A 21696-nucleotide genomic window follows, 5' to 3' on the forward strand; every position below is an offset into this window, starting at 1 on the left:
CGGTTTTTATTTTCTGGTGTTTGGAGAAGTTTGATGTATCCGGAACTCGGACAGTTTGCGCTGATACTTGCGCTGTTGCTTGCAGTGCTTCTTGCCGTGGTCCCCCTGGTGGGCTCGGTAACCGGTCGTGACAGCCTGCAGGCGTTCGCCCGCCCGCTGTCTGCGGGCCTGTTCGTGTTCATAGCCATTGCCTTCGCCATTTTGACCTACGCGTTTTTGACCGACGATTTTTCCGTTGCCTATGTCGCCAACAACAGCAACAGCATGCTGCCCTGGTACTACAAATTCAGTGCGGTCTGGGGTGGCCATGAAGGTTCGTTGTTGTTGTGGATGCTGATGCTGGCAGGCTGGACGCTTGCGGTGGCCGTGTTCAGCCGTCGCCTGCCCGCGGTGATGATTGCCCAGGTCCTGGCGGTGATGGGCATGATCGCTATCGGCTTTCTGCTGTTTATCGTGCTGACGTCCAACCCGTTTGACCGTATGCTGCCGAACGTGCCGGCAGATGGCGCTGACCTTAACCCGCTGCTTCAGGATTTCGGGCTGATTGTCCACCCGCCGATGCTGTACATGGGCTATGTCGGGTTCTCCGTGGCCTTTGCGTTTGCCATCGCCGCGTTGATGAACGGCCGCCTGGATGCCGCTTGGGCCCGCTGGTCGCGCCCCTGGACCACCGTGGCCTGGGCCTTCCTCTCGCTGGGGATTGCTCTGGGCAGCTGGTGGGCCTATTACGAGCTTGGCTGGGGTGGCTGGTGGTTCTGGGACCCGGTGGAAAATGCCTCCCTGCTGCCATGGCTGGCCGGCACCGCGCTGATGCACTCCCTGGCGGTGACCGAAAAGCGGGGCGTGTTCAAGAGCTGGACGGTCCTGCTGGCCATCGTCGCGTTCTCGCTCAGCTTGTTGGGCACCTTTCTGGTGCGCTCGGGTGTACTGACCTCGGTTCACGCGTTTGCCTCGGACCCGGAGCGCGGTACGTTCCTGCTGGTCTTCCTGGCCATAACCATTGTCTCCAGCCTTGTTCTTTATGCGTTTCGTGCGCCGGTGGTGCATGTGCGGTCTCGCTACGGCTCTTTCTCCCGCGAGATCTTCCTGCTGCTCAACAACGTGTTGCTGGTGGCGGCCACGCTGCTGGTGCTGATCGGCACGCTGTATCCCCTGGTGCTGGATTATCTGGACATGGGGCGGCTGTCGATCGGCGAGCCCTTCTTTAATCTCACCTTCAGCCCGTTGGCCGTGGCTGCCGGCCTCCTTCTGGGTGCAGGTATTTTCTCACGCTGGAAGAAAACCGACGGTGGCTGGCTGGGTCGCAAGCTGCTGTGGCCATTGGCGGTCAGCCTGTTGGTAACGGCCGCGATCATGTTGATCTATGGCGGTTTCAAACCCTGGGCCTTCGCCGGCTGCTTTGCATCCGTGTGGGTCACGGTAGCTACCTTCTGCGACCTTTGGGACAAATCCGGTTCGAAAAAAGGGCGCTTGCACGGTCTGAAGCGTCAGTCCCGGAGCTACTACGGCATGGTCCTTGGGCACCTGGGCCTTGCCATCACCATGGCCGGGGCGACCATTGTCTCCAACTACGGAATCGAGCGGGATGTCCGCATGGTCCCGGGTGACACCGCCATGGTAGGTGACTATCAGGTGGAGTTTCTGGAAATTGGCGAGCGTCGGGGCCAGAATTTTACCGCCCAATATGGCTCGTTTCAGCTCACGCTGGACGGCGATCCGGTGTCTGTCCTGCATCCGGAGAAACGCCAGTATCGGGTACAGCGTAACGTGATGACCGAAGCAGATATCGATGCCGGCCTGTTCCGCGATGTGTTCGTGGCGGTGGGTGAACGTATCAGTGATGACGCCTGGGCGATTCGTTTGCAATACAAGCCGCTGGTTCGCTGGCTTTGGCTGGGCTCTCTGTTTATGGCGGCCGGTGGTTTCCTGGCCATTGCGGATAAGCGCTACCGCGTCCGCCAGAAAGCCGTCCAGGGGCGCCCCGTCGATGAGCCCGGGTCGAATGGTCGTGTCGTGGAGGCCACGTCATGAAACGTTTGTTGCTTTTTATCCCCGTGGTTCTGGTGGTCATTCTTGGCATCGTGCTCTTTGCCGGCATTGGCAAGGACCCCAATCACCTGGAGTCGGCGCTGATCGGAAAACCGGTTCCGGCGTTCACACTGGCCGACCTGAAGGCTCCTGAGTCACAACTTGACCCCGGAATCTTCAAGGGCGAAGTGTCACTGCTGAACGTTTGGGCTACCTGGTGCCCGGCCTGCCGCGACGAGCATGAAGATCTGTTATGGCTGGCGGAGGAAAAGGGCGTTCGCATCATCGGGCTGAACTACAAAGATGATCGGGAAGATGCACTGACCTGGCTCGAACGCCTGGGTAACCCCTACCAACGGACCATCTACGACCCCAGGGGCACCCTCGGGTTCGATCTTGGGGTTTACGGCGCACCGGAGACCTATGTCATTGATGCTGAGGGCATTGTGCGCCACCGTCACGTGGGCGTGGTGAATGAAAAGGTCTGGAAAGAGGATCTGGAACCCCTGTTCAATCAATACGGAGAGGGTGCCTGATGCGTCGTTTTGCTTTATTGATACTGCTGATGTTGATGCTGCCGGCCTATGTGGCCGCAGACCAGGCCAATGTTCAGGGTTTTGACACGCTTGAGGAGGAAAGTCGGTACCGGGAGCTGATTTCCGAACTGCGCTGCCCCAAATGTCAGAACCAGAACATTGCGGATTCCAACGCGCCGATCAGCAAAGACATGCGCGACGCCGTTTACAGCATGATGCAGGAGGGCGCTGACAATGACGACATTGTGAACGCCCTGGTTGACCGTTTCGGAGAATTTGTACGCTACAAACCCGAAGTGGACCGTCGCACCATCCTGTTATGGGCCACTCCGGCGATTGCCGTCGGCGGCGGGCTTCTGATCGTCGCGGGCGTTGTCATCCGGTCTCGCCGTCGAGGTGAGCAGACCGACAGGCTCACGGACCAGGAGCGCAGCCGCGCCGACCAACTGCTGGCCGATGAGAACCGCTCCGAGCAGTCCTGAACCGACATTTACATTCCCTCTGGAACGTTACGACGCACTTATGACTGATACGCTATTCTGGATACTCGCTGCGGCGCTGATTTGCCTCGCGCTGGCCTTCATCATCTGGCCCCTGTTTTCACACCGGTCTGACAAACGGGCACAAATGGATCTGCGCAATCAGAACCTGCTGGCCTACCGTTCCCGCATGAAGGAGCTGGAGGGAGAATACGAAGCCGGAAACCTGGACGAGGAAAACTACCAGCAGCTTCGGGAAGAACTTGCCGGAAGCATGCTCGATGACGTGCCCGACGCCGATAAGGGCCTGTTGGGCCGCCCCGATGGACATCAGGGCCGCACAACAGCGTTGGCCTTTACGCTGGTCAGCATGGCGCTGGTGCCCGCTGCTGCTGTCTATCTGTATCAGCAATGGGGTGCCATGGAGGATGTGTCGCAATTTCGGGCGATGCAGGACATGCAGGCCTCCGGGGGTGACCGGGTTCAGCAGATGACCGACTTGACGGCGCAGCTGCGAGAGCGTCTGGAAGCCAAGCCGGATAATACGGACGGTTGGGCCATGTTAGGCCGCAGCTACATGCGGCTGGAACAGTTCGAAGACGCCGCCTGGGCGTTTGAGCGCCTGGCCGGGCAGGTCGAAGACAATGATCGTGCCAAGGCAACCGCCTGGGGGCTGTCGGCCCAGGCTCTGTTTTTCAAAAGCCAGGGCGCTTTGGATGACGGGGTCAAGCGTGCCATTGAAAAAGCGCGTAGGTTGAATCCGGACGAAGTCAACGCGCTGGGCCTGATGGGCATAACGGCGTTCAGTAACGAGAATTACGACGGGGCCATACAATATTGGGAACGTATTGCCGAAGTGGCACCGGATCATCCCCAGCTTGGGTCCATTCGGGAAGGCATCTCTGAGGCTTATCAGCGGCTTGGTAAAGATGCACCAGAAGCCGCTGAAGAACTGGCCTCCGGGCCTGGGGTGACAGTGCGGGTGGAGTTGTCCGAAGTCTTTGCCGGTCAGGTTCCGGAAGACACCACGCTGTTTCTGTTTGCTCGCAGTGTGGATAGCCAGAACCGTGTGCCGCTGGCGGTCCGCCGTTTCAGCGCGGGCGACCTTCCGGTCGATGTGCGGCTGGATGATCGCCACGCCATGTCTGCGGATAACCGCCTGTCAGAGGTGTCTGAAGTGGCCGTAGTGGCACGTTTGTCGCGATCGGGTACCGCGACGGCAGAAGAGGGCGATTGGCAAGGTGAGCTGGCCGAACCGATTACGATCACTGAGGACCAGGGTGTTGCTGCAACCCTGGTGATTGATCACCAACTTCGCAACTGACACCGTGCCGCTCTGTTCTTATGAGCGGCTGGCCAAGCCCTCGGGGTACAGCGGGGGCAAGCTCTCTTCATCTGGCGAGTAATCACGGTGGTGGCGAAGCCGTTTCAGCTCGGCCACCAGCGTTGCCCCCTCCCATGATCTGCCATGCTGGTCGGGTTTGCCGAACAGATGTGCCTGCAGTGCCTCAATCTCCTTGTTCAGTCTGGTGTCCCTGAGGAACACGGTAACGTCGGCCACGCTGTCGAACTGGTGCTCTTCGAAGTGCCGGCTCGCCCATTGTGGCAGCAGGCGCAGGGTGTCCGCAGAGCCAGATTCTGCGGCTTTGCAGAGCTGGTTGAAGAGCGCCCTGTCGCCAGTCGCAGTGGGTCCGGAGTGCCGGCTGTCAGCATGAGGAGCCCGCCTGGCCCACCACCAGCAGCCGGCTGTTAGCAGCCAGGCAATGGCCAAAAACAGGCTCAGGCCTTTCCAGAAGTAAGAGTCTGGTTCTAACTCGCTAGTGTCCTGCCCCTCGGGAGTGGCGGCGGCCCGGGGAGGGTCCGTTTTCGTGGGCAAGGCAGCCCGGCCGGGTTGCTCCTCGACGGCGAGCGTTCTGGCGGGAATCACCGCCACCTTTTCTTCATCGGCTTCGGTATCCCACCAGGGAATGCGAATTTCCGGCAATACCAAATTACCGGGTTCAACAGGGACCAGGGCGGTGGTTTGTGTCAACTCAGAGACGAGCCCGTCCAGGTGACTGTCGGTGGATCGCTCCGGCTTTTCCGGGTAGGCGCGAATGCCGGGTATGTTCATGTCCACGGGGGGTGGCAAGGTTTCAGAGGGTAAACCTCTGGCTTTGAGCGCCACCGTTCGCGTCAGGTTCTGGCCGGTTGTCAGGGGCTCACCCTCGGGCAGGCCGGATTCGATCAGTTTCATGTCCGCGGCCGGCAACCAGGTATCACCGCTGAACCCGGAGGGTACGCCCTTGACCGGGATGTCAAACAGAGTTTCGCTGTCTCGCAGGAACTTAAGCTGCCCATCCGGCGTGCGTGCCCGGCCTTCAAACTGGATGGTGTCCAGGCTTAACTCGCCTGGCTTCTGAGGGAAAATAGCATAGCGACGCTCTACAACGCGGAAGCGAACGCCATCGCGGAAGCGGCTGTACTCCCGTTGTTTGCCAAGATTTTCGATGATGGCATCCGGGTGCTCGGGCTCGGAGAGCTCACCCCGAATCAGGTTGCCACTGAAGAACAGCTTGATGGTCAGTACCAACTGCTCTTGCACGTAAACCTCGTCCTTATCGGTGGACAGCTCGACAAAGCTGTCACGGGATTCCGCCCCCACGTCCGCCGTTTCCTCGTTCGGTGCGCTGCCGCTGACGACGGTGATATTGATCGGGTCGGAGGTGGCATCTTCAAACGTCAGCGCTGGGATCGTCAGTTGCCCGGAGGATTTTGGTGCCAGTTGGTAAGTCCAGGTGATTTCGCCAATCATCTCGTTGTTGACGGTGCGGATGCTGTAACGCTGATTGCGCCCCAGTATCTCGAAATCCTCTTCCAGCTGTTCGATGTCGGGTGAGGGTAGGCTGGAAACGTCCAGATCAAACAGGTTGCCAAGATTCAGCTCGATTTTCATGCTGCCCCGCACGTTGAGGGTCAGCACCTCGCCTTCATAGAGTTTGGTGCGGTGCGGCTCGACCGTGAGATCACCCGCTGCCCAGGCGACCCCGGCGGGGGATAACAGCGCAATCGACAGAAGGAATAGTGTCGCAAGCCGTTTTACCATGGGGTATCGCCCTCTTCGGATTGAGTATCTCTTTGCTGGTACTGCTGCAGGAATTTCCGCCGTAACAGGCCGCCTGGGTCATCGGGTATGCGCCTGAGCCACTGCTCCTGACCCTGGGTGAGCGGGGCGTCCGACACCTCCGCCGGAGCGTTTCGCTTCTGCCCTTCGGAGCCGCCTTCACCGTCGCCGGATTGCTGAGCCGAGGGTGAAGGTGCCTCCGCGGATTGTTCCCCGCCCTGATTGCCGTTCTGACCGTTCTGTTGGGTTTGCTGGCTGTTGGCTTGATCACCCTGCTGTTGGCTGTCCTGGCCACCAGTGCCGTCTTCACTCTCCTGCTGCCCCTGGTTGTCCTGACTGCCGTCGTTGCCGTCTTGTGAGTCGCCATCGTCGCTGCTGTCACCGTCTCCGTCATCGGACTCGTTCTCGGCCTGCTGCTGATTCAACAGATCTTCAACAATTTTGCGGTTGAACAGGGCGTCTTCCATCTGGGGGTCGTCGGCCAGCGCCTCATCGTATGCGGCCATGGCTTCCCCGAGCTTTCCGGCCCTGGCCAGCGCGTTGCCACGATTGTAATCGGCCAGCGGCGTCTCGGCCCGGGCCAGGGTCTCGGCGGCTGACTCGTAGTCTTCGGAGCGGTATTGTGCGCTGCCGCGCCACTCGGGGTCACTTAACTGTGGTGCCGCGGCCGCTGGGTCGTTGGCGATCATTGCCGGAGCCCGCTGGTCTTCGCGGGCCCATAAATCCGCCCAGCTCAGGGCCATGGCAGGCCTCGGTGTCAGCGGTAACAGAGTAAACAGAATAAGGGCCAGGGCACCTTTGCGCCAGCCGATCAGAACCAGCGGCAATGTCAGCCACAGTAACCAGTAACCGTCGTCCTGGAAGCGGTCGACGGTCAGCTCCCGTTCACTGTCTTCCCAGTCTTCTGAATCTTCCGGGCGCAACCCGAGCTGGTGAATGTCGGTATCGTCGATGGTCAGTTTGTGGCTCTGCCCGCCGTTGTTGCGCGCCAAGTGCTGCAGCGCCGAGGGGCTGGCTTTGGTCATTACGATCTCGCCGTTTTCCCGGATGAAGCCCTGTTTGGGCAAAGGGATAGGCCCGCCTTCCGCTGTTCCGACCGTCAAGGTGTTCAGCGCGAACCGGCTGCCCTCAAGGGCTTGGGTAATGCGGTCCTGGTATCGGTCACTGGCATTGTCGGTGATCAGCAGCATTTGGCCTTTGCCCGGCGCTCCCTGTTCCAGCAACCGATGGCCGAGCGCAACGCCCAGATCCACGCGGTTGCCGGGGGCCGGCATGATGACCGGGTCGAGCACATCCAGCATGCCGGTAATGGTATTACGGTCATCGGTGAGCGGGCTGACGGCGTGGGCATCGGCTGCGTAAACCACCAGCGCGGTCAGGCTGCCATCACGCTGCTGGAGAATGTCGCGGATCTTGCGTTTCGCCAGGGTGAGCCGGTCGGGTTCGACATCGGTGGCCAGCATCGACAGAGAGAGGTCAAGCACAATAACCAGGCTGTCGTTTTGTTGTTGCAACGGCGTCGGAACCTGCCGCCAGGCCGGGCCGGCCAGTGCTATGGCCAGTACCAGAGCAGCCGCGGCCGAGATAACCAGCGGTGAACGGCCGGAGGTTCCTGACTGTCCGTACCGGCTGATCACCGGGCGAAGCAGCGTTTCGGGAATCACGCGGGTCCAGCCACTGTCGCTTTGTCGCGCCTTGCGGTAAATCAGCGGCAGCAGCGGAATAGCCAGAAGCAGCAATAGCCAAAAGGGACGCAGGAAATGGAAGTCAGCCATGAGAGTGCCTCCGGTCCCGGCTTTGGCGATCGTCCCGGGGCGAGCGGGAAGCCAGAACCCGGCTCAGTTTCAGGCCCTGCAACAGCAGCCAGAGAATCACTGCGGTGGCAGCCGGCCAGACGAACAGGTCGGTGACCGGCCGATACCGTTTACCTTCCAGGTCAATGGGCTCGAGCTGCTCAATGCTTTCGTAAATCAATTCCAGTTCCGGCAGGCTGCGGGCGCGGAAGTACTCGCCGCCCGTTTGCGCAGCCATCCGTTCCAGCAAGGCTTCGTCCAGGTCCCGTGAGGGATTGACCTGTCGTGAACCTAGCAGGCCGCGCTGAATCATCGACTCCGCGCCAATACCAATGGTGTAGATGCGCACGCCCGTTGCCTTGGCGATTTCAGTGGCTTTATCCGGGGTGATTTCACCGGCGGTGTTGGCACCGTCGGTCAGCAGGATAACCACCCGCTGTTCCTGGGGACGATCCCTGAGGCGCTTCACCGCCAGACCAATGGCATCGCCAATGGCGGTGGCGCGGCCAGCCATGCCAATCCCGGACTCATCAAGCAGCGTACGAACGGTGGCCAGATCGAAGGTCAATGGTGCCTGGATGTAGGGCGCTGTGCCAAACAGCAGCAGACCAAGGCGATCGCCCTGGCGGCGCTGGATGAAGTCATCGACAACCCGTTTCACCGCCTGGAGACGATTGATGCCGCGGCCCTGAATCACCATGTCCTGTTCGTCCATGCTGGGTGAAATGTCGACAGCCAGCAACAGGTCTCGCCCGCTGACTGGCAGCTGAACCGGCTCGCCAACGTGCTGAGGGCGCGCAGCTGCTACCACCAGCAGTACCCATATGATCAAAAGCAGTAGAGACTGCCACCAAGGCTGCCGGCTGCCACTGCGGCTGACGCCAGGCAAGTCTGACAGCCAGTGCCCCACCGGCAGCACAGGGGCATCCACGGCCTGCCCGGTACGTTTGCCCAGCCGCAGGAGCAAAGGAAGCAACACGAGCACTAAAACCCAGGGGTAAGCAAGGCTCGTCATGTCTGGCCTCCCAGCCACAGGCGGGCAAAGGCCAGCGCTCTGTCCGGATCAGTGGCGGCCCTGGGTTGCCAGGCGCTTTGGATCATGGCTTCAACAACGGGGCGAGAGGCAATGCGATCATGCGGGCTGGTCCTCAGCAGGAAATCCGCCCACTGCTGGCCGGTCAGCGCTCCCGGGCGCTCCAGTGGGTAGCGTTTGCGAGCGCACTGCTTCAGCAGCGTGTTGAGTTGGGCAAACCACTCGGGGGTTGGTGATCGGGTGCGGGCCAGATGTTCCATCTCCCGCCGGGCGACGACGAGCCAGCGGGTTCGACGTCGCCAGCGGCGAAACAGCATTACCAGAACGATTCCGGCAATAAGAACCAGTACCGCCAGCGCCCACCAGCCGGGGGCGGGCGGCCAGAAACCGCCGCTTTCCGGGAGGTGTATATCCCGGAGTTGGTCCAGTGGGTTCTGTTCCATCAGCCGATCCTCCCTCGAGGTCCGAGTAGGGACTGCAGCGCAACCGCAGGCTCGTCACCGGTCATCACCACGGCTGGTCGGACTCCGGAGGTGCGGAAGCAATTGGCCAGTTCGGCCTCGTGATGTTGCACTTTCTCGTGCCAGGCTTGCTGGAAACGGGAGTTGCTGGCATCAAACCAGACCGGGCCGTCTTCACCGGCAACGGCAAAGCGCCCGCGCTCTGGCAGGTGCAGTTCCAGCGGGTCGGCAATGCGCAGCGCGCTGACCGAATTGTGCCTTGCCAGCGCACCGAGGAGCCGGGAGGTTTCCGGCGTAACGCCGAGAAAATCACTGAGAATAAAAATCCGGCTACCGGTGTGAGCCACGCGGCGGGCTTCGCTCAACGCCGTGTCCAGATCCGCGGTTACTGACGTTGTGCGGGCATCCGAAACGCGCTGGTCTCCTGGGATTTTTTGCTGCTTTGCCAATGTGTCGAGCAGTCGCAAAACCGATTTTTTACGCCGGGCAGGGCGCTGTACGTTCAGTTCCCGGCCATTGAATACAATGCCCCCGATCTGATCGCCAGACCAGAGTGCAAGCCAGGACAGGATGCCTGCAAGTTGTGCGCAGCGGACCTGTTTGAAGGCACCGGTACTGGCGAAGAACAGGCTGGGGCCAAGGTCACACAGCAGCAGAACCGGTCGCCCCCGTTCTTCTTCGTAGAGTTTGGTGTGCGGGGACTGTCTACGGGCCGTTACGCGCCAGTCAATGCTGCGAATATCATCACCGGGCTGGTATTGCCGCACCTCGGCAAACGCCATCCCCCGGCCTCTGAGCGGCGAGCGCTGCAGACCCGCCTGCTGACTGCGCACCGGGCGGGCAGCGGGTAGTTTCAATGCGCGCGCGTCCGCCTGAAGGCGAATCAGCGCGGGGAGGTCGATATGGGTGGCGGCTTGCGCGGATATCATCGGGTTTGGTCAGGCTGTAACAGGCACATGGTCGATCAGTCTTTGGATCACCGCATCGGCGGTCATTCCCTCTGCTTCGGCTTCGAAGGTCAGGAGAATACGGTGGCGGAGCACATCAAAGGCGATCTGGCGGACGTCATCGGGGCTGACGTAGTCGCGGCCGTCGAGCCAGGCCAGGGCTCGTGCGCAGCGGTCCAGGGCGATAGTGCCGCGGGGGCTTGCGCCGAATGCCGTCCAGCGCGCCAGCTCCGGGTCCAGTGATTGTGGGTCACGGGTGGCCAGCACCAGCGCCAGCAGATACTGCTCGACCGGCTCCGCCATGTAGATGTCGGCAATCTCCCGGCGGGCTTCGAAAACCTGGTCTGCGCTGAGGCGGATATCCGCCGCAGGCTGTCCCTGACGATAGTCGCGGCGGGCGAGATGGAGAATGGCTTTCTCGGCTTGGGCGGACGGGTAGTCGATCACCACGTGCATCAGGAAACGATCCAGCTGGGCTTCCGGAAGCGGGTAGGTGCCCTCCTGCTCAATGGGGTTCTGGGTGGCCATCACCAGAAATAACGGGTCGAGAGGAAAGGTGCGCATGCCGACACTGACCTGGCGTTCGCCCATGGCCTCAAGCAGCGCCGACTGAACTTTCGCCGGTGCCCGGTTGATCTCATCGGCCAACACGAGGTTGTGAAAAATCGGGCCATGCTGAAACTCGAACTGGCCGGTTTCCGCGCGGTAGATTTCGCTGCCGGTGACATCGGAGGGCAGCAAATCAGGCGTGAACTGTATCCGGTGGAAATCGCCCACGATGTGATCGGCAAGGGCTTTGATCGCCGTGGTCTTGGCCAGGCCGGGGGCCCCCTCAACCAGCAGGTGACCATCCGCCAGCAGCGTGATCAATAATCGATCCACCAGTTTTTCCTGGCCGATAATCCTTTTTGCTAACTGAGATCTCAGTTCCCCGAACGTATGCTGTAGTGACATGGGTAACCGTCGTTCCTGTGTAGAGGCTCTTGGCGTAAGTAGTTGTCGCAGTTTTCGCATCTGGGCGGCAAAAATCAAGAGCTTGACTATGCTTATGTAACAATAATCTGATTACGTTTGTTTCACACTTACTGAGGTCGACTATGAATGCGCTGACGGTGGCCAGCAAGGAGCAGTTTTTCGAACAGCTGGCTGACGCTTTTGCACAGAAAATCGCGAAAGCCGAGGCAAAAAAGATCAGTGAATTCGCCAAGCAGCATTACGCACACATTCCGCTTGAGGAACTGGTGAGTCGACGATTTTCGGATACCTACGGGGCCGTGCTGGCAGCGTGGCAGTTCCTGCAGAAACGCAGTGCGGAAGAGACGCCGGTGTCGGTGTTCAACCCTGACCTGGAAAGCGATGGCTGGCAGTCCACCCACACGGTGATTTTCATCCTGCACCCGAATATTCCGTTTCTGATCGACTCCCTGCGGATCGCCATCAACCAGCGGGAAATCGGTACGCATTCCATCCAGCACTCTATTCTGCGCGTTGACCGCGATACCGACGGCAAACTCAAGAAGCTGCATTCCACCAAGAAATCCACTTCGGGTTCGGAATACGAGGCCTTCATTGTTCTGGAAATTGACCGCCACAGCGCCGCTGAAGACCTGCGGGATCTGGAGCAGGCGCTGCAGACCATCCTCCACGAGGTGCGCATCGCTGTCGAGGATTTCCCGGTGGTTACTGGCAAGGTCAACGAGATTCTGGACGAACTGGACGCCACCACCGCTGGAATCAGCGATGAAGACAAAGTGGAGGCACGGGCGTTTCTGAACTGGCTGGCGGGCGATCATTTTACCTTTCTGGGCTACGACGAATACGACTTTGCCCGCGACAAGAACGGCATGGTGGTGCGTCGGGTGGAGAATTCCGAGTTGGGCATTCTTCGCGTCAATAACGAGCGACCAGACCGGGTTCGCCTGAATGAGTTGCCACAACGAACCCGGCATGAAATGACGCGAAGCGATGACATCTTCATCTTCGCCAAATCGGCTCAACGCTCGCGGGTGCACCGGCCGGCCTATCCGGACTACATCGCGGTGAAGAAGTTCAACAGTAAGGGCGAGGTGGTCGGTGAACGTCGCTTTCTGGGCCTTTACACCGCTCGGGCCTACAACGAACGGCCGGACGAAATTCCGCTGTTGCGGCGCAAATTTCATTTGGTCATGAAAAAATCCGGATTCCTGCGGGATGATTACGCTGGCAAGGAACTCGAGCAGATTCTGACGATGTACCCCCGGGATGAGCTATTCCAGATCGAGCCGCAGGAACTGCTGAGCGTCGCCAAGAACATTCTCTACATTCAGGAACGTCGGCGCATTGAGCTTTTCATGCGTGAGGACGTGTACGGTCAGTTCGTTACCTGCCTGGCGTTTTTCCCGCGGGATATCTACAACACCGAATTGCGGCTGCGGGTCGAGCAGGTTCTCCTGCACCGCCTGGAGGCGGAAGACATCGAATTTGTCACGCATTTTTCCGAATCGGTACTGGCGCGGGTGCAGTTTACCATCCGCGTGCCCCAGGTGGAGAACCGTCAGCTTCCGATTGCCGAAATCCGTGAGAAGGTCATCGAGCTTGCCCAGTCCTGGCGTGACGGCCTGGCCGAGGCCCTGAATGAAGTGTATGGCGAGGAGCAGGGCAACGAGCTGTATCGGTTGTATTCCGGCGGGTTCCCGGCCAGCTACACCGATATGTTCTCACCCCGGCGAGCCGCCATTGATCTTGAACACATTGCGGGTGCAGCTGATGGTCAGCTGACCATGAGTTTTTACCGGGCACTGGAGGAAGATGAGAGCACGCTCCATTTCAAGCTCTTCTACGCGGACGAGCCGCTGCCGCTGTCCGACGTGATGCCGATTTTCGACAATCTGGGGTTCCGGGTGATCGGCGAACACCCTTTTGAAGTCAATGACCGCCACGGCAAACTGGTCTGGATCCATGACTTCACCCTGCAAGCCTACAGCGGCAATGTGGTCGACATTCACCGTATTCGCCCGATTTTCGAAGACCTGTTCCACCGGGTCTGGTTCGGCGATGCCGAGAACGATGCGTTCAACCGGCTATTGCTGTCTTCCTACATGAGCTGGCGCCAGATTGCCCTGTTGCGGACCTATGCGCGCTACATGCGCCAGATCCGTTTTTCCAACAGTCAGACGTTCATCTCCAACACTCTGGTCAACCACGTCGATCTGGCGCAGATGCTGCTCGAGTTTTTCGAGGTTCGTTTCAATCCGGACCGTTACCAGAGTGAGGGCAAGAGCCGTGCGGCCCAGCAGAAACTGGAAATTGAATTCAACGCCGGCCTGGACAGTGTCGAGAACCTGAGTGAAGACCGGGTGCTGCGTTTGTATCTTGAGTTGATGCAGGCCACTTTACGCACGAACTTTTTCCAGCCCGACGGTGAAGGCAACACCAAATCCTACATCAGTGTGAAGTTTGACCCCCGGCAGATTCCGGACATGCCGCTGCCCATGCCGATGTTTGAGATCTTTGTCTATTCGCCGCGGGTGGAGGGTGTTCACCTGCGCGGCGGCAAAGTGGCCCGGGGCGGGCTGCGCTGGTCTGACCGGTTTGAAGACTATCGCACCGAGATTCTTGGGCTGGTCAAAGCCCAGCAGGTGAAAAACGCAGTGATTGTGCCGGTTGGTGCCAAAGGTGGCTTTGTGGCCAAGCGCCTGCCGGACCCCTCAGATCGGGAAGCGTTCCAGACAGAGGGGATTGAAGCCTACAAGACCTTCATTCGCGGCCTGCTGGATATTACCGATAACCTGGTAGACGCCGGCATCCAGTCACCGGAGCGGGTGATTCGTCACGATGAAGACGACCACTATCTGGTGGTGGCGGCGGACAAAGGTACCGCGACCTTCTCGGATATTGCCAACGGTCTCGCCGCGGAGTACGGCTTCTGGATGGGTGATGCTTTCGCCTCCGGCGGCAGCAACGGCTACGACCACAAGAAAATGGGCATCACCGCCCGGGGTGCCTGGGTATCGGTGGAGCGGCATTTCCGCGAAATGGGCATTAATCCGGCGCTGGATGAGTTCACCACCATTGGCATTGGTGACATGGGCGGCGACGTGTTCGGTAACGGGCTGCTGTGCTCGGAGAAAACCCGCCTGGTGGCGGCGTTCAACCATATGCATATATTCATCGATCCCACGCCAGACGCGGAGAAGAGCTACAAGGAGCGCAAGCGTTTGTTCGAGCTGCCCCGGTCTTCGTGGACCGACTACGACAGCAAGTTGATCTCCAAAGGTGGTGGGGTGTTCAGCCGCAGTGCCAAGTCCATTCCGGTCAGCGCTGAGATGAAAAAACTGCTCGGCATCAAGTCCGACCGGGTACCGCCAAACATGCTGATTACGCACATCCTCAAGAGCCAGGTGGACCTGCTGTGGATTGGCGGCATTGGCACTTACGTCAAAGGGCAGATCGAGTCTCATGCCGACGTGGGGGACAAGGCCAACGATGGGCTGAGGATCAATGGTTCCGAGCTGCGCAGCAAAGTGGTGGGCGAAGGGGGTAATCTGGGCATGACCCAGCTCGGGCGCATCGAGTTCGCTCTCAATGGCGGCCGCCTGAACACCGACTTTATCGACAACTCGGGTGGCGTGGATTGTTCGGACCACGAAGTCAACATGAAAATCCTGCTGAACCGCGCCGTGGCCATGGGCGATCTCACCGGCAAACAGCGGAACGTGATGCTGGAAAAGATGACCGACGATGTCGGGGACCTGGTGCTCAAGAACAACTACCGGCAGGCCCAGGCGATCAGCATCGCCAGCGGTGACGCTATCGTTCGCATGGAAGAATATCGCCGGCTGATGAACACGCTGGAGAGTGAAGGCAAACTCAACCGGGCGCTGGAATTTCTCCCCGAGGACGAAACCCTGTCCGAGCGTAAGCTCGATAAGAAAGGGCTGACGCGGCCGGAATTGTCGGTGCTGATTTCCTACGTCAAGGGTGACCTAAAACAGACCCTGATCGACAGCTCACTGCCAGACGAACCCTTGCTCGCTGGTGAAATGTACAAGGTGTTCCCGCAGGCGCTGACCCTCAAGTTTTCCGAGGAGCTGGGCGAACACCAGCTGCGTCGGGAAATCATTGCTACACAGATTGCCAATGATATGGTCAATCATATGGGCATTACGTTCGTGGAGCGCCTGTCGCAATCCACGGGCGCTGACCCGGCGTCCATTGCACTGGCATGGATCATTGCCCGGGACGTGTTCCGGCTGGATACATGGTGGGACAAGATCGAATCCCTCGATTTCCACATTCCTGCATCGCTGCAGATGGAGCTGATGAACGACCTGATGCGGCTGATTCGCCGGTCGGTGCGCTGGCTGCTAAGGAACCGGCGCGCGGAGCTTAGTATCCAGAGCCATATGGAGCGTTTCGCTGACAGTGTCTGGAAAATTACCGCCGATCTGCCGGATTACCTGGGGGAGCAGGCCCGGGCCCACTGGGACAAACGGTTTAACCAGTTGGTGGAAGCCGGGCTGCCCAAGGAGCTGGGGTCTGTGCTGGCGGGAACCAGCTACCTGTATTCCTCGCTGGGCATCATTGAGGCCCGGGAGGCGACAGGAATGCCGTTGAAGACCGTCGCCAATCTCTACTACGACCTCGGGGAAAAGCTGGACCTGAGCTGGTTTACCAACGCTATCGCATCGCTGGTGCCGGCGTCCCATTGGCAGGCATTGGCCCGGGAGAGCTTCCGGGAGGATCTGGACTGGCAGCAGCGCGCGCTCACCACTGGCGTACTCAGGCTCGCTGACAAACCAGGGGATGTCCCGCTGTGTGTGGAGAACTGGATGGCAACGCATGACGCCATGATCGGCCGCTGGAAAGCCATGCTGTCGGAGCTCAAGGGTGTGCGCGAACCGGAGTACGCCATGTTCTCGGTGGCACTGCGGGAATTGTTGGATCTGGCACAGTCCACCATGCACAGCAGTCACCCGGAGGGCGAAATTCAGACCAACTGAGCCTTGCGTTAAGCCGCTGATTCCCGTTCAATTCCGTTATAGGAACTTTGAGCGGGGAGAAAGTTAATGGGACAGTTGGATCATCTTCTGCAAAAGAACAAATCCTGGGCCGATGGTATCAAGGCCCAGGACCCTCAGTTTTTTGATCGCCTTTCCAACCAGCAGGCTCCGGAATATCTGTGGATCGGCTGCGCTGACAGCCGGGTTCCGGCCAACCAGATTGTTGACCTGATGCCGGGGGAGCTGTTCGTCCATCGGAACGTTGCCAATGTGGTGGTTCACACCGATTTCAATTGCCTGTCGGTGCTGCAGTTCGCCATTGACGTGCTGAAGGTCAAGCATGTTCTCGTTGTCGGCCACTACGGCTGTGGGGGGGTGCGAGCGGCGATGCTGAACCAGGGATTCGGCCTGATCAGCAACTGGCTGCGCCATGTGCAGGACGTGCGGGACAAATACCAGTCAGTGTTGGATGGTCTCGACAGTGAGGAGGATCGGATTGACCGTCTGTGCGAACTGAATGTGGTGGAGCAGGTTGGCCACGTGTGCCAGAACACCATTGTGCAGGAGGCCTGGCACCGGGGGCAGCCATTAACGGTGCATGGCTTCGTCTATGATGTGGCAGACGGTATCCTGAGGGATATGGGCCTGTGCATCTCCAGCGAAGAACAGCGAGAGCGCGTGCAGACCAACAGCGTGGACGAGCTGGTCCTGAGGCCCGTACGGGCAAGCCGCCAGAAAAAATCCGGGTAATTGCCAATGTCAGCTTTCCCCAATGCTCACGAAGCCTTGCTCCGCAACCGCGAACGTATCCAGGGTCGCGTTGCGCTGATCGGTCTGTCCGATACCGGCCTGTTGTCCGAACTGCCGGATGGCGGGCTGGCGATGACTGACCACGCCGGTGTGTTTGCCCGGGCACCGTCACTGCAAGGTTGGCGGATGGCTTTTGGCTACGATGATGAGGCGCTGCAGCCGGGTTGCGCCGATACTTTGGTGGTTTTCCTGCCCAAAGCCCGTGCGGAATTGGCCTTCAGGCTGGCGCTGGCGGGCCGTTTGGCGGCCAACGGTGCCCGGCTGATTCTGGTTGGCGAAAAACGCGAGGGCATTGCCGGGGCAGTCAGACAACTGAAAGCGGTTGCGCCTGACGCCGCCAAAGTCGACAGTGCCCGCCATTGCCAGGTTTGGCAGGCGAGCCAGTTTGCCACGGGCGGGGAGTTCGATGTTGGGGCCTGGATGACCTGGCACTCTGTGGCGGCTGCCGGCGTTGAAGTGGAAATCGCCGGTTTGCCGGGTATTTTCAGCGATGGCGAGCTGGATGCCGGCACATTGATGCTGTTGCAGACACTGGCCGACCAGCCGCTACCTCGTGGCCACGCGCTGGACTTCGCCTGCGGCTCGGGTGTTATCGGTTGCTGGATTCAGGCCTGGCAGCGCGCCGCCGGCCAGGAGCCGTCACCGATCGACGCGGCAGACGTTCAGTCTCAAGCGGTTATCTGTGCCCGGTCGAGTTACCAGCGTAACCAGGCCCTGGGGGATGTTGTGCCTTCGGATGGTCTGAGCGGGGTGTCCGGTGGGATTTACAGAAAATACCGCGCGATTGTGACCAACCCGCCGTTTCACGCGGGTGTGCGAACGGATACCTCGATGACCGAGCAGTTTCTGCGGCAGGCCGCCGCGCACCTGCAGCCCAGCGGGGAACTGCGGCTGGTGGCGAACAGTTTTCTGCCTTATGAGGCGCTGATCAGGAAAACCATTGGGCCGGTTACTCGCCTGGCTGGAGACAAGCGTTTTACGGTGTATTGCGCCAAACGCACGTAAATCCGACCGGGCAAGAAACTCGAGACCAAAAAAAGCCCCTGGGGTGAGGGGCAAAAAGGCTGCTTCCGGTAAAAAAGGGAAACAACCTGTCAAAAAGGAAACTACCTGAAATCAGGCTTCTTTCGGAGCCTCTTCATGAGCCAGCTTGGCTGATTCACCGCTCAGACGGCGCGGGGCCAGTTCGCGCACTTGCTCGAGGAACCGGCGGGCTTCCGACTCGGCACGCTGGTGGGCTTCGGTAAGCTTGGGCCTCACGTCTGCCTCATAGGTTTTTTCCGCCTTATCGGTGACATAGGCGGTCATCATGTTGGCGTCCCACCAGAGCTTTTTGCGCAGGTCGTACGTGGCCACGTCCAGACGCACGGTCAGTTCGCGGAACGTCGGGTTTTTGCTGCGAATCTGGCTGACCACTTCTGACAGACTCCGGGGCTCAGAGACATCCGCACCGAGGTTCGTCAGCACTTTTTTCAGTTCGGCGGAGGCTTTATCCAACTGGGGACGAAGCTGGTCTTCAAAACGCTTGCCAGCGGCCTGGACGGATTCAACGCGGTGCTTGATGGAATCGCGGATCATAATGTGCCTCTCTTGGGTGTTCGGTTTCAAAACAACTTGAGAGACACCATAGGGTTAATTTCTAGAGTAATCAGCCTAGAATGGGCGCGCTTCCCACTCCAGTCTTATTTGGTGCCCGAAATGACAAGTGACACCCTGAAATCGCCTGCCGGTGCGCTCACCCTTCAGCGTCCGGGGACCAAGGATCCGACACTGAGAGCCTGGGACGCTGCCGATGAACTGTTGCTGGACCAGGCAGCAGCCTGGATTCCAGAAGGCGGGCAGGCAAGGGTGCTGGTTCTGGATGACGCGTTCGGTGCCCTGACGCTGGGATTAGAACCCTATAACCCAATGGCGCTGGCAGACGCCGCCACGCTGGTTGGTGCTCTGACGTTAAACGCGCCTGCAAACGGGCTGGCCGTTACCACGCCATCGTCCTGGCTGGCCCCGCCCACAGGTCCGTTTGACGTTGTGGTCATGCGTATACCAAAACAGCTGGACTACCTGGCCTGGCTGCTACGCTGGGTGAATCAGGTACTTACGCCGGATGGCGTTGTCATTGCCGGAGGTATGATCAAGCACTTGCCGGATCGCAGCGCTGAGCTGTTCCGGGAGCTGATGCACAGTAAAGCAGTGTGCCCCGCCCGCAAAAAAGCGCGGGTAGTGATCTGCGGGCGTGGCGACCGTGAGCTTGAGGACTGGCCTGGTTATTGGAAAGGCTACGCGCTCCAGGAGGATGATTCGCCCGTTCTGGGTTTGCCCGCAGTGTTTGCCAGAGAGCGCCTGGATATTGGCACCCGCATGCTGCTGCCCGAGGTCCACCGGGTGGCGGCGTCCTTAAGCCCCGGGGCGCGGGTGCTGGATCTGGCCTGCGGCAACGGTGTGCTGGGTCTGGCGGCGTTGAAATCACAACCAGCGATCAGGGTGCTGTTCAGTGATGTGTCCAGCCAGGCCGTGGCCAGTGCGCGGCACAACGTTGAAATCGCTCAGCCAGACGCCGACGTGGCCTTTCATCATGGCGACGGAATCGATGCCAGCGCGGGTGAGTTTGATGTGATTCTGTTGAACCCGCCGTTCCATGAGGGCGGTGTGGTGGGGGATCACATTGCCCTGCGCCTGTTCCAGCAGGCGGCACGTCATCTCGCCAAAGGCGGGCAGATGATCATGGTGGGTAACCGCCATCTTGGCTATCACCGCAGCCTGAAACGCTATTTCCCGGCGGTGGAACAGCTCCAGGCGGACCCGAGGTTCGTGGTGTTCGCGGTCCGTCGTCAGCCGCTGGCGGCCGGGCGGCCGTAACCCATTCTTGCCAGGGTATCCACGATGGTCTGGGTCTGGCTGTCGATTTCGATATTAACCACGCTGCCTTCGTGGATATCCCCGAAGGTCGTGGCCCGCAGGGTTTCCGGAATGAGGTGAACGTTGAAGCGGTTGCCGGCGACGTCACCAATGGTCAGGCTGGCACCATTGATGGCGATGTACCCTTTCGGAAATACATACCTGGCCCAGGCTTCCGGTATTTCGAACTCAATGGTCACGTTGTTTTCCGGACGCTGAATCTCTGTGACTCTGGCGGTGGTATGAACATGGCCCGAGAGCAGGTGCCCGCCGATCTCATCGCCGATTCGTGCTGCCCGCTCAAAATTCACCCGGTCACCTGTTGTCAGCCTACCCAGCGTGGTGAGTGTCAGGGTTTCCTGCATGGCGTCAAAGTAGAGGTCATCGCCTTCCTGCCGGGTGACCGTCAGGCAGGCACCGTTCACAGCAACGGACGCGCCAATGCTGATGTCACTGGTGTGCGTGGCCGGGAGGCGAATGGCATAAGTGTTCAGGCCCGGGGCCGGAGACACTTCCTGAATGGTTGCAATGCCTTGGACTATGCCTGTAAACATCTGTTCACCTTTGATTGGAGCCGTCACGCAGGGCCGTCTGGAACACCGGCAAAGGATAACGAGCCAGTTGCTCAATGCCAAGCGCTTAAGCTTCCTGATCCGCAGCCGATAACATAGTGTATAGGCAGCAAAGAGCGTGGCGGCAGAGGACGATGGCAGAGACCAAAACAGACACAGCATCCCGTACCAGACTGGCCCCGGGTGAACCGGTCTTGCGCCCGGGACGCGCTGCCGACCCTGTCCCAGTGCCGACGGGTTCATTGTCACAGGCGGTGTCAGAACCCGCCCCCGCCTACCGCTCAGCCAACCCGGCACCGGAGACCGCACCGAAAAATGCGGAGGAGGGTGATTCGCAGCCATCGGCCGCAACGGAGCAGGGCAGTGGCTCTGATGCCGGGGCACCCGAAGACCAGGCGACGATTGACCAGGCGCTGGCTGAGGCCCAACAGCGCAAACTGCGCCTGATGCTCAAACAATGCGACCGGGTTTTGCTATTGGACTTCGACCTGCTGGCCATGCCGAACTGGCCTGATAATTACTCACTGGCAGTCGCACGTCGTAGCCGGGATGTGTGGCTGTTTTGCGCACTGGTCGCTGCGATGGTGTTCCTCAGTGGCCTGACCGGGTTTATCCCGGCGTGGGTCGCTGGTGGCGGTTTTGGTGCGTTTGTGATCATCCTGATGCTCGGTGTTCCAACCGTCCGAAGAATCTATACCGCGCGACCTTCCTATCTGGATCTGGTGGTGAAACGGCAGCGGATGCTGCGGGATGCACGAAAGCACATCGATCATCTGGAGGGCGAGGAAGGGCTGGTCTGGCAGTGCGCGCGCATGACTGACTTCAACGCCTCTTTGCGTTCATCCCGCTTCAGTGAACTGCTGGCGCTGTCCGAGCATCGGGCCCTGGCACGCAATATGACCCGCCGAGAATACATTCGTCTCTATCTGATCTATTTACTGGAAGCCGAAAAGGCCTACGACCGGGTGCAACAAGCCTTTTTTGACGGCAATCAGCAGGCCCTCTGTAGCGCGCCGCATAAATTGGGACGCTGGGACAGCTAGGATGGGAACGCCCGA

The 21696-nt window shown here is 59.7% G+C and carries 17 protein-coding genes; 9 read left to right on the forward strand and 8 right to left on the reverse strand.

Features of this window, described 5'->3' with window-relative positions; genetic code table 11:
• The first annotated feature begins 33 nt into the window (after positions 1-33).
• From WD429_RS03955 to ccmI, 4 genes are read left to right on the forward strand one after another with little or no spacing between them, the layout of a single operon-like run.
• Positions 34-2031 carry a heme lyase CcmF/NrfE family subunit gene (locus tag WD429_RS03955; RefSeq protein WP_368420872.1) on the forward strand — a complete coding sequence of 666 codons (1998 nt, stop codon included), beginning with the start codon at positions 34-36 and terminating at the stop codon, positions 2029-2031.
• The gene (locus tag WD429_RS03960) at positions 2028-2564 is read left to right on the forward strand and encodes a DsbE family thiol:disulfide interchange protein (RefSeq protein WP_368420873.1); all 537 of its coding nucleotides are present in this window, start codon (positions 2028-2030) and stop codon (positions 2562-2564) included. Before WD429_RS03955 ends, WD429_RS03960 begins: the two co-directional genes overlap by 4 nt.
• On the forward strand, positions 2564-3046 hold the full coding sequence (locus WD429_RS03965) for a cytochrome c-type biogenesis protein (protein WP_368420874.1): 483 nt from the start codon (positions 2564-2566) through the stop codon (positions 3044-3046). The genes WD429_RS03960 and WD429_RS03965 overlap by 1 nt, the downstream gene beginning before the upstream one ends.
• A gap of 40 nt (positions 3047-3086) precedes the next feature.
• Positions 3087-4367, forward strand: a complete 1281-nt coding sequence (ccmI, locus tag WD429_RS03970) for a c-type cytochrome biogenesis protein CcmI (protein ID WP_368420875.1) — start codon at positions 3087-3089, stop codon at positions 4365-4367.
• A gap of 18 nt (positions 4368-4385) precedes the next feature.
• Here ccmI and WD429_RS03975 read toward each other — a convergent pair whose 3' ends face one another.
• The 6 genes from WD429_RS03975 to WD429_RS04000 are packed head-to-tail and all read right to left on the reverse strand — an operon-like array spanning position 4386 to position 11334.
• Positions 4386-6128 (reverse strand): BatD family protein, encoded by a 1743-nt coding sequence (locus tag WD429_RS03975; protein ID WP_368420876.1) that lies wholly within the window; start codon positions 6126-6128, stop codon positions 4386-4388.
• Positions 6122-7921 (reverse strand): VWA domain-containing protein, encoded by a 1800-nt coding sequence (locus WD429_RS03980; RefSeq protein WP_368420877.1) that lies wholly within the window; start codon positions 7919-7921, stop codon positions 6122-6124. Before WD429_RS03980 ends, WD429_RS03975 begins: the two co-directional genes overlap by 7 nt.
• Positions 7914-8954 carry a VWA domain-containing protein gene (locus WD429_RS03985; protein ID WP_368420878.1) on the reverse strand — a complete coding sequence of 347 codons (1041 nt, stop codon included), beginning with the start codon at positions 8952-8954 and terminating at the stop codon, positions 7914-7916. The genes WD429_RS03980 and WD429_RS03985 overlap by 8 nt, the downstream gene beginning before the upstream one ends.
• Positions 8951-9415, reverse strand: a complete 465-nt coding sequence (locus WD429_RS03990) for a DUF4381 domain-containing protein (protein ID WP_368420879.1) — start codon at positions 9413-9415, stop codon at positions 8951-8953. The genes WD429_RS03985 and WD429_RS03990 overlap by 4 nt, the downstream gene beginning before the upstream one ends.
• Positions 9415-10362, reverse strand: a complete 948-nt coding sequence (locus tag WD429_RS03995; protein WP_368420880.1) for a DUF58 domain-containing protein — start codon at positions 10360-10362, stop codon at positions 9415-9417. Before WD429_RS03995 ends, WD429_RS03990 begins: the two co-directional genes overlap by 1 nt.
• A gap of 9 nt (positions 10363-10371) precedes the next feature.
• Positions 10372-11334: an AAA family ATPase gene (locus tag WD429_RS04000; protein WP_368420881.1), complete on the reverse strand. Its 963-nt coding sequence runs from the start codon at positions 11332-11334 to the stop codon at positions 10372-10374.
• Between the two features lie 143 nt (positions 11335-11477).
• Between WD429_RS04000 and WD429_RS04005 the strand changes: the two genes are divergently transcribed.
• From WD429_RS04005 to WD429_RS04015, 3 genes are all read left to right on the forward strand, one after another.
• The gene (locus WD429_RS04005) at positions 11478-16361 is read left to right on the forward strand and encodes an NAD-glutamate dehydrogenase (protein ID WP_368420882.1); all 4884 of its coding nucleotides are present in this window, start codon (positions 11478-11480) and stop codon (positions 16359-16361) included.
• Positions 16362-16427: 66 nt separating this feature from the next.
• Positions 16428-17111 carry a carbonate dehydratase gene (gene can / locus WD429_RS04010; protein WP_368420883.1) on the forward strand — a complete coding sequence of 228 codons (684 nt, stop codon included), beginning with the start codon at positions 16428-16430 and terminating at the stop codon, positions 17109-17111.
• Positions 17112-17117: 6 nt separating this feature from the next.
• Positions 17118-18176: a methyltransferase gene (locus tag WD429_RS04015; protein WP_368420884.1), complete on the forward strand. Its 1059-nt coding sequence runs from the start codon at positions 17118-17120 to the stop codon at positions 18174-18176.
• Positions 18177-18287: 111 nt separating this feature from the next.
• Here the strand turns inward: WD429_RS04015 and WD429_RS04020 are convergent, their stop codons facing one another.
• On the reverse strand, positions 18288-18749 hold the full coding sequence (locus WD429_RS04020; protein ID WP_368420885.1) for a hypothetical protein: 462 nt from the start codon (positions 18747-18749) through the stop codon (positions 18288-18290).
• A 120-nt stretch (positions 18750-18869) separates the two neighbouring features.
• Here WD429_RS04020 and WD429_RS04025 point away from each other — a divergent pair, with 120 nt between their 5' ends.
• Positions 18870-20027 carry a class I SAM-dependent methyltransferase gene (locus tag WD429_RS04025; RefSeq protein ID WP_368420886.1) on the forward strand — a complete coding sequence of 386 codons (1158 nt, stop codon included), beginning with the start codon at positions 18870-18872 and terminating at the stop codon, positions 20025-20027.
• Here the strand turns inward: WD429_RS04025 and WD429_RS04030 are convergent.
• Positions 20000-20620 (reverse strand): riboflavin synthase subunit alpha, encoded by a 621-nt coding sequence (locus WD429_RS04030; RefSeq protein ID WP_368420887.1) that lies wholly within the window; start codon positions 20618-20620, stop codon positions 20000-20002. The two genes, WD429_RS04025 and WD429_RS04030, sit on opposite strands and share 28 nt — an antisense overlap.
• 152 nt (positions 20621-20772) lie before the next feature.
• Between WD429_RS04030 and WD429_RS04035 the strand changes: the two genes are divergently transcribed.
• Positions 20773-21681, forward strand: coding sequence for a hypothetical protein (locus WD429_RS04035; protein ID WP_368420888.1), 909 nt, complete (start codon positions 20773-20775; stop codon positions 21679-21681).
• The last annotated feature ends 15 nt before the right edge of the window (positions 21682-21696 follow it).

This window comes from Marinobacter sp. (genome assembly GCF_040904845.1).
Classification (GTDB): domain Bacteria; phylum Pseudomonadota; class Gammaproteobacteria; order Pseudomonadales; family Oleiphilaceae; genus Marinobacter.

What these genes read in the sequence shown, in the direction of transcription:
- WD429_RS03955 (WP_368420872.1), top strand. Translation starts at nt 34, where the DNA reads ATGTATCCGGAACTCGGACAGTTTGCGCTGATACTTGCGCTGTTGCTT.
- WD429_RS03960 (WP_368420873.1), top strand. Translation starts at nt 2,028, where the DNA reads ATGAAACGTTTGTTGCTTTTTATCCCCGTGGTTCTGGTGGTCATTCTT.
- WD429_RS03965 (WP_368420874.1), top strand. Translation starts at nt 2,564, where the DNA reads ATGCGTCGTTTTGCTTTATTGATACTGCTGATGTTGATGCTGCCGGCC.
- ccmI (WP_368420875.1), top strand. Translation starts at nt 3,087, where the DNA reads ATGACTGATACGCTATTCTGGATACTCGCTGCGGCGCTGATTTGCCTC.
- WD429_RS03975 (WP_368420876.1), bottom strand. Translation starts at nt 6,128, where the DNA reads ATGGTAAAACGGCTTGCGACACTATTCCTTCTGTCGATTGCGCTGTTA.
- WD429_RS03980 (WP_368420877.1), bottom strand. Translation starts at nt 7,921, where the DNA reads ATGGCTGACTTCCATTTCCTGCGTCCCTTTTGGCTATTGCTGCTTCTG.
- WD429_RS03985 (WP_368420878.1), bottom strand. Translation starts at nt 8,954, where the DNA reads ATGACGAGCCTTGCTTACCCCTGGGTTTTAGTGCTCGTGTTGCTTCCT.
- WD429_RS03990 (WP_368420879.1), bottom strand. Translation starts at nt 9,415, where the DNA reads ATGGAACAGAACCCACTGGACCAACTCCGGGATATACACCTCCCGGAA.
- WD429_RS03995 (WP_368420880.1), bottom strand. Translation starts at nt 10,362, where the DNA reads ATGATATCCGCGCAAGCCGCCACCCATATCGACCTCCCCGCGCTGATT.
- WD429_RS04000 (WP_368420881.1), bottom strand. Translation starts at nt 11,334, where the DNA reads ATGTCACTACAGCATACGTTCGGGGAACTGAGATCTCAGTTAGCAAAA.
- WD429_RS04005 (WP_368420882.1), top strand. Translation starts at nt 11,478, where the DNA reads ATGAATGCGCTGACGGTGGCCAGCAAGGAGCAGTTTTTCGAACAGCTG.
- can (WP_368420883.1), top strand. Translation starts at nt 16,428, where the DNA reads ATGGGACAGTTGGATCATCTTCTGCAAAAGAACAAATCCTGGGCCGAT.
- WD429_RS04015 (WP_368420884.1), top strand. Translation starts at nt 17,118, where the DNA reads ATGTCAGCTTTCCCCAATGCTCACGAAGCCTTGCTCCGCAACCGCGAA.
- WD429_RS04020 (WP_368420885.1), bottom strand. Translation starts at nt 18,749, where the DNA reads ATGATCCGCGATTCCATCAAGCACCGCGTTGAATCCGTCCAGGCCGCT.
- WD429_RS04025 (WP_368420886.1), top strand. Translation starts at nt 18,870, where the DNA reads ATGACAAGTGACACCCTGAAATCGCCTGCCGGTGCGCTCACCCTTCAG.
- WD429_RS04030 (WP_368420887.1), bottom strand. Translation starts at nt 20,620, where the DNA reads ATGTTTACAGGCATAGTCCAAGGCATTGCAACCATTCAGGAAGTGTCT.
- WD429_RS04035 (WP_368420888.1), top strand. Translation starts at nt 20,773, where the DNA reads ATGGCAGAGACCAAAACAGACACAGCATCCCGTACCAGACTGGCCCCG.